9 protein-coding genes are annotated in these 6,504 nt (G+C 70.3%); 2 read left to right on the forward strand and 7 right to left on the reverse strand.

All coding sequences use genetic code 11. The annotated features are described in order from the left end of the window. Nucleotides 1-345: 345 nt before the first annotated feature. Complete coding sequence (locus A7A76_RS16765; protein WP_206412270.1) at nucleotides 346-768, reverse strand: RNA-binding S4 domain-containing protein; 423 nt, start codon at nucleotides 766-768, stop codon at nucleotides 346-348. Between the two features lie 246 nt (nucleotides 769-1,014). On the opposite strand from A7A76_RS16765, the gene A7A76_RS16770 reads away from it, so the two are divergent. Both A7A76_RS16770 and A7A76_RS16775 read left to right on the forward strand, forming a co-directional pair. Next, nucleotides 1,015-2,514, forward strand: a complete 1,500-nt coding sequence (locus A7A76_RS16770; RefSeq protein ID WP_206412271.1) for an MATE family efflux transporter — start codon at nucleotides 1,015-1,017, stop codon at nucleotides 2,512-2,514. A gap of 4 nt (nucleotides 2,515-2,518) precedes the next feature. After that, nucleotides 2,519-2,944: a hypothetical protein gene (locus A7A76_RS16775; protein WP_206412272.1), complete on the forward strand. Its 426-nt coding sequence runs from the start codon at nucleotides 2,519-2,521 to the stop codon at nucleotides 2,942-2,944. On the opposite strand, the gene A7A76_RS16780 is transcribed toward A7A76_RS16775, so the two are convergent. The 6 genes from A7A76_RS16780 to rpsP form a co-directional block, all read right to left on the reverse strand. Beyond that, on the reverse strand, nucleotides 2,899-3,264 hold the full coding sequence (locus A7A76_RS16780; protein ID WP_206412273.1) for a hypothetical protein: 366 nt from the start codon (nucleotides 3,262-3,264) through the stop codon (nucleotides 2,899-2,901). The genes A7A76_RS16775 and A7A76_RS16780 overlap by 46 nt on opposite strands. Nucleotides 3,265-3,445: 181 nt before the next feature. Next, nucleotides 3,446-3,841, reverse strand: coding sequence for a hypothetical protein (locus A7A76_RS16785; RefSeq protein WP_206412274.1), 396 nt, complete (start codon nucleotides 3,839-3,841; stop codon nucleotides 3,446-3,448). A 114-nt stretch (nucleotides 3,842-3,955) separates the two neighbouring features. Then, nucleotides 3,956-4,354: a 50S ribosomal protein L19 gene (gene rplS, locus A7A76_RS16790; RefSeq protein ID WP_206412275.1), complete on the reverse strand. Its 399-nt coding sequence runs from the start codon at nucleotides 4,352-4,354 to the stop codon at nucleotides 3,956-3,958. A gap of 105 nt (nucleotides 4,355-4,459) precedes the next feature. Then, entirely contained in the window at nucleotides 4,460-5,305 is an 846-nt protein-coding gene (gene trmD / locus A7A76_RS16795; protein ID WP_206412276.1) for a tRNA (guanosine(37)-N1)-methyltransferase TrmD, read from the reverse strand. Nucleotides 5,306-5,392: 87 nt separating this feature from the next. Then, on the reverse strand, nucleotides 5,393-5,908 hold the full coding sequence (gene rimM / locus A7A76_RS16800; protein ID WP_206412277.1) for a ribosome maturation factor RimM: 516 nt from the start codon (nucleotides 5,906-5,908) through the stop codon (nucleotides 5,393-5,395). Between the two features lie 41 nt (nucleotides 5,909-5,949). Next, nucleotides 5,950-6,207 (reverse strand): 30S ribosomal protein S16, encoded by a 258-nt coding sequence (rpsP, locus tag A7A76_RS16805; protein ID WP_206412278.1) that lies wholly within the window; start codon nucleotides 6,205-6,207, stop codon nucleotides 5,950-5,952. Between the last annotated feature and the right edge of the window lie 297 nt (nucleotides 6,208-6,504).

Consider the following 6,504-nt stretch of genomic DNA (forward strand, 5'->3'; position numbering starts at 1 on the left):
GCTGGAAAAGACGCCGCGAAACCCACCTACCGTCATGCCCGCGAAGGCGGGCATCCAGGGCTTAATCGAGGCAGGACTCTGAAGTCTCTGGATCCCCGCCTTCGCGGGGATGACGGCCGGGAGTGGCGCGGTGAAATCCGCCGCCGTCACCTCCAGCAGAAGAAACACCGCGAAACCTACCTACCGTCATGCCCGCGAAGGCAGGCATCCAGCGCTTCTTCGAGGCAGGACTCTGAAGTCGCTGGATCCCCGCCTTCGCGGAGATGACGACTTGGAAGGGACGCAACCGAACAGGACGCCACACGCAAAACCAGCACACAACCCTCAGCCAGCGCCCCACCCGCCTCACATCGCGTCGATGTCCCCCAACGCCTTGATCAACCGCCGCGCGCGCTTGTCCGGCTTGGTCTCCGGCGCGCGGTAGCCGTTGCGTTCGGCCGCGCGCAGGGCGCGCGCGTGCTCGCGCGCGGCGCGCGAGGCTTCGGTTTCCGCGTACAAGGCCTGCGCCGCGCTGGCCGGGCCGCGGGTATCGCTGAGCCCGGTCACCGCGACCTCGAAAACTTCTTCGCCGCGCGCGACCTTCAGCGCATCGCCCACGCGCACCGCGCGCGAGGCCTTGGCGCGCTGGCCGCCGACTTCGACCTTGCCGGTCTCCACCGCCTGCCGCGCCAGGCTGCGGGTCTTGTAGAAGCGCGCCGCCCAAAGCCACAGGTCCAATCGCACCGTCGCCTGCGCCGGCGCGTTCGTCGTTTCGTCTTGCTTGCTCATCGGCGCGAAAGATACCACCGCGCGCGCGTCGCCGATGCGACGCCGCCCAGCCGCCCGTCGCCGCCGCGCGGCGGCCGCGGCGCGCGCGGATTTCGACCGACTACGCCACACCCCGCGCAATCGCCGACGCCGCGCCGCTTGCGGCGCGCGGCATACTGAGCAATCGCTGCTCGCGCACGGCCCGTCGCCGCGCCCGAACGCCACGCGCGGCATACTGCCGCCTCGCCCGCCCCGCCCGGAACCGACATGGCCCCCAGCGCCCCCCGCGGCAGCCACCTGCTCACCGAAGGCCCGATCGGCCGCACCATGATCTCCTTCGCCCTGCCGATCATGGCCGGCAACGCCGCGCAATCGCTCAACGGCTCGATCAACTCGATCTGGGTCGGCCGCTACCTCGGCGAGGCCGCGCTGACCGCGACGGCCAACGCCAACAACATCATGTTTTTCCTGATCGGCTCGATGTTCGGCATCGGCATGGCCGCGACCATCCTGATCGGCCAGGCCACCGGCGCGCGCGACCTCGCCCGCGCGCGCCAGGTCATGGGCACCAGCGCCAGTTTCTTCATCGGCCTGTCGGCGCTGATCGCGGCGATCGGCTGGTTCCTCGCCGACGCGATCCTGCGCGGCATGGGCACGCCCGCGGCGGCGCAGCCGCTGGCCGAGCAATACCTGCGGGTGATCTTCCTGTCGATCCCCTTCATCTACGCCTTCGCCTTCCTGTCCTCGGCGCTGCGCGGCCTGGGCGACTCGCGCACGCCGTTCCGCTTCCTGCTGATGTCGGTGGCGCTGGACATCGTGCTCAACCCGCTGCTGATCTTCGGCTGGGGCCCGCTGCCGGCGCTGGGCATCGCCGGCTCGGCGCTGTCGACCTTCATCGCCCAGGGCGCCAGCCTGGCCGCGCTGCTGATCCACCTGCGGCGCAAGCGCCATGTGCTGTGGCTGGGCCGCGGCGATGCGCACCTGCTCAAGATCGACCCGAGCGTGCTGCGCGCGCTGATCGTCAAGGGCGTGCCGATGGGCCTGCAGATGGTGCTGATCTCGCTGGCGATGATCGCGATGATCCGCCTGGTCAACGCCCACGGCACCGGCATCGCCGCCGGCTACGGCGCGGCGCTGCAGTTGTGGACCTATGTGCAGATGCCGGCGATGGCGATCGGCGCGGCGTGCTCGTCGATCGCCGCGCAGAGCGTCGGCGCCGGGCGCTGGGACCGGGTCGACGCGGCCGCGCGCACCGGCACCTTGTTCAATTTCCTGATGACCGGCGCGCTGATCGCGCCGCTGATCCTGTTCGACCGCTATACCCTGGCGCTGTTCCTGCCGGCCGGCAGCGCCTCGTTCGAGATCGCCCGCCACCTCAACCACATCGCGGTGTTTTCGTTCCTGTTCTTCGGCGTGACCTTCGTGATCTCCGGCGTGGTCCGCGCCACCGGCGCGGTGATTCCGCCGCTGCTGATCCTGGGCTCGGCGCTGTGGGGCGTGCGCGTGCCGTTCGCGACCTTCCTGCAGCCGGTGCTGGGCCTGGACGCGCTGTGGTGGAGCTTTCCGGTCAGCGCGCTGTGTTCGATGCTGATGGCGATGGCGTACTACCGCTGGGGCGGCTGGCGCCGCGCGAAGATGATGGCCGCGCCCGAGCGCGTGGCCGCGCCGGTGGCGACCCAGACCATCGCCACGCCGGCCGAAGTGCCGGCGCAGACGCCGGCGCCGGTGGCCGATGCGAGTCCCGAGGCCGGCACGTCGCCGCGTTGAACGCATGCGCGGCGCGGCGGCCTTCGCGCGTGCAAGCGTCGCGACAAGCTGTCGAGTCGGCTCAGCGGCGAAAATCCTCGGCCGCCTCGCGCACGTCCGGGTCGTCGTGGTCCAGGCCGATCGCCACGATCCGCCGGATCAGCGCGGGATCCAGCCGCGCGGCCAGTTCCAGCAGGCGCCGATACTCCCAGTAATCCGCCAGATCCAGCGCGCGCTAGGTGATCGGCTGCAAATGCCGCGATACCGTCGCGCGCGGCAACGCCAGCGCCAGCTCGCGGCCGTGTTCGATGCGCCAGGTATTCTGCGACGTGCAGCCCAGGACGATGGCGTCGCGCAGGCGCTCGAGGATGTCGCGGCCCGCCGCCTAGTCCGCGCCGGCGCTCATCAGATTTCTTCCAGCGGCACAGTGAACACCCCGGCCTCGCCCTGATCGAAAGCCTCGCGCCAGATCCGGTAACCCTCCAGATCGTCCTCGCGCACCGGCATGCGCCCGATCGCGCGCGGCTGCGCCTCGGCCACACGCGTGCCGACGATGGGGAAATGGCCGAGCAGGCGGATGGTCTTGAGTTCGGCCACGTCGGCCTCGTCCTCGCGGCGGACCTCGTCGGCAGTGTGGGTGTCGAACTTGCGCAGCGAGAACGCGTCGCGCCCGTCCGGCAGCGCGTCGATGCGCTGCACCCAGAAAAAGCCCCAGGTGCCGTCGCTGCGCGGATAGGTGCAGATGTCGCCTTCGGACAGGCCAGGATTCATGGACGCTCCCGCCGCGGGGGCGGCGCGATGTTCGGGGAATGCGGCGGGCAAGGCCGCGTGGCGAATCTAGCGCGATTCGCTTCCCGGGCACAGCGGCGCGGCCGGCCGGACACGGGGGCCATCGCGGCCAGGTCCGCGGCGCAGCGGGCGCCGCGGCCACCTCCCGCGCGGCGCGATGCGCTCAGGCCGGCACGTAGCGGACGCACTGCGCGTCTTCGTCGATATGCACGACCCATTCCAACGCAGCGCCCGGCGCGGGGCCGATCAGCAGCTCGCGCAAATCGTCGCCGGCGACCGCCGCGCGCAGAAATCCGATCAATTCGTCCGGCTGCGCCACGGCGAACGCACCGACGAAACGGCGCGTCTTGCCCTTGCTCGCGACCAGGCACTGGGCGAGACAGCAAGCGCCGGCGGGCAACGCCGCCGCCAACGCGTCCAGCGTCGGCAGGCGGCGCTCGATGCGGCCGTCGCGCAGCAGTGCGCACATCGCGAAGAAGATCGCGCTGGCGGCTTCGGCGGACGGCGCCTCGACGCCTTCGGCGCGCGGCAGCGCGTCGAAACGATAGCGATTGCGCATGCTCGGGCTCCTGTCGGATTGGCGGCGCGCAGCCGATCGGTCGCGATCGGCGCCGGCGCAAATGCAAACGGCCGCCTTTCGGCGGCCGTTCGCGACGCTGCTCGGGCGAACCGATTACTCGGCGGCCGGCGCGTTCTTGGCGCGCGCGTAGGCGGCCAGGTCTTCCTTGATGCGGGCCTTCTTGCCTTCCAGGCCGCGCAGGTAGTACAGCTTGCCGGCGCGGACCTTGCCGCGGCGCTTGACTTCGACCGAGTCGATCACGGCGCTGTGGGTCTGGAACACGCGCTCGACGCCGTAGCCGTGCGAGATCTTGCGCACGGTGAAGGACGAGTTGAGGCCGGCGTTCTTCTTGCCGATGACCACGCCTTCATAGGCCTGGACGCGCTCGCGGTTGCCTTCCTTGACCTTGACGTTGACGACGATGGTGTCGCCCGGGCTGAACTCGGGCAGCTTGCGCTGTACCTGTTCGGCTTCGAAATTCTGGACCAGCGTGTGGATGGACGGCTTGTTCATGGCTATGGCCTGTTGGATTAGTTGTTGCGCGAGTGCACGTGGACCCGCGTCATGGCATGGATGGAGCTAGGGGTACAGCAGGTATGGGTACAGCTAAGCGACTAATTATAACGGGATTTTTTTGGCCGTGGCTAGGGCCTGGGCGGCCGGCCCCGGCTCAGCGCCCGCGGGACTGGCCGAGGCGGCGCTGGAATCGGTTTCCCGGGCCGCCTGCGCCGCCAGTTCGGCCCGGTAGGCCTCCAGCAGCTTGCGGTCGGCCTTGGACAGGGCGGCCTCGTTCAGCAAGTCCGGGCGGCGCTGCCAGGTCCGGCCCAGCGATTGCTGCCGGCGCCACTGGGCGATGCGGGCGTGGTTGCCCGACATCAGCACCTCCGGCACCGAGCCCAGTTCGTGCTCGACCGGGCGGGTGTAGTGCGGGCAGTCCAGCAGCCCGTCCTCGAAACTGTCCTGCACCGCCGATTCGGCATCGCCGAGCGCGCCGTCCTGCAGGCGCGCGACCGCGTCGACCACCACCGCCGCGGCCAGTTCGCCGCCGGACAGCACGTAGTCGCCGATCGACAGCTCCTCGTCGACCTCGGCGCGGATCAGCCGCTCGTCGACGCCTTCGTAGCGGCCGCACAGCAGGATCAGCCGCTCGTGGCCGGCCAGCTCGCGCACCTTGGCCTGGTCCAGGCGCGCGCCCTGCGGGCTCAGGTAGATCAGCCGCGCCGGCGCGGGATCGGCCGCGCGCGCCGCGGCGATGGCGGCGCGCAGCGGATCGATCAGCATCACCATGCCCGGGCCGCCGCCGAACGGACGCTCGTCGACGCGGCGGTAATTGCCCTCGGCGTAATCGCGCGGATTCCAGCCGTGCATCGTCAGCAGCCCGCGTTCGCCGGCGCGGCCGACCACGCCGAACGCCGCGCATTGCGCGACGAACTCGGGGAACAGGCTGATGACGTCGATGCGCATGAGCTAGGAGATAGCGGATAGGAGTTAGGAGATAGCAAGAGCGCAGAGCCTAGCTTCCGCTATCTCCTAACTCCTATCCGCTATCTCCTAGAAGTCGGGATCCCAGTCGACGGTCACCCGCCGGGCCTCGAAATCCACCGACAGCACATACTGCGGGATCACGAACGGGATCATGCGCTCGCGCTCGTCGTCGCGCGCCACCAGCACGTCGTTGGCGCCGGTCGCGAACAGGTGCGAGACCTTGCCCAGGGCGACGCCTTCGGTGGTGACCACGTCCAGGCCTTCCAGGTCGACCCAGTAGAACTCGCCCTCGCGCGGCGGCGGCAGGGCCGAACGCGGGACATAGATTTCGGTGCCGTGCAGCGCCTCGACCGCCTCGCGGTCGGTCACGCCCGGCAGGTTGGCGATCAGGTACTTGCCGCTTTCGCGGCCGCGCACGCCCGACAGTTCGCGCTCGCGCCCCTGCGGATCGCGCACGATCCAGGGCTGGTAGCGGAAGATCGCGGCGCGCGGCTCGGTCCAGGACTCGAGCTTGGCTTCGCCGCGAATGCCGAACGCGCCGAGCACCCTGCCCAACAGGATGCGGCGCGAGGAATCGCTCATATGCGTAAGAGGGCCGCGCGCGGGGCGCGCGGCCCGCCGGCTCAGGCGGCCGGAGCGGCCTTGACGGCCTGCTTGTACAGGTCGGCGACCTTGTCGGTCAGCTGGGCGCCGTTGCCGATCCAGTGCTTGACGCGCTCGAGGTTCAGCTCGACGCGCTTCTCGTTGCCGGCGGCGACCGGGTTGTAGAAACCGACGCGCTCGATGTTGCGGCCGTCGCGGGCGCTGCGGCTGTCGGTGACGATGATGTGGTAGAACGGACGCTTCTTGGCGCCGCCGCGGGTCAGTCGAATCTTGACCATGGGGTCGTTTTCCTGTGTTGCCCAGCCGTCGGAATGACGGGGTAAGCCGGCGATTCTAGCCCATCGAGCCAGCCAGGCCAACCCGCCCCCTATGGGCGAGGCGCTGCGCCACGGCCGTTTCGCGCGTCCTGGGCCCGCTCCCGAGCCCGATAAAGTCGATCCGGGCCGTCCCCGGGCGGCCGACCGCCCGGTTCCGGCCCGGAATCGCCGGGCCTCCCTGCCCTGTTTCCGCCGCCCGCCTGCTGCGGTCGACGGCGCGGGCGGCGCCGTCCCGGCACCGCCCGGCCGCGGCCGGAT

It is taken from the genome of Lysobacter enzymogenes (genome assembly GCF_017168095.1).
Classification (GTDB): Bacteria; Pseudomonadota; Gammaproteobacteria; order Xanthomonadales; family Xanthomonadaceae; genus Lysobacter; species Lysobacter enzymogenes_D.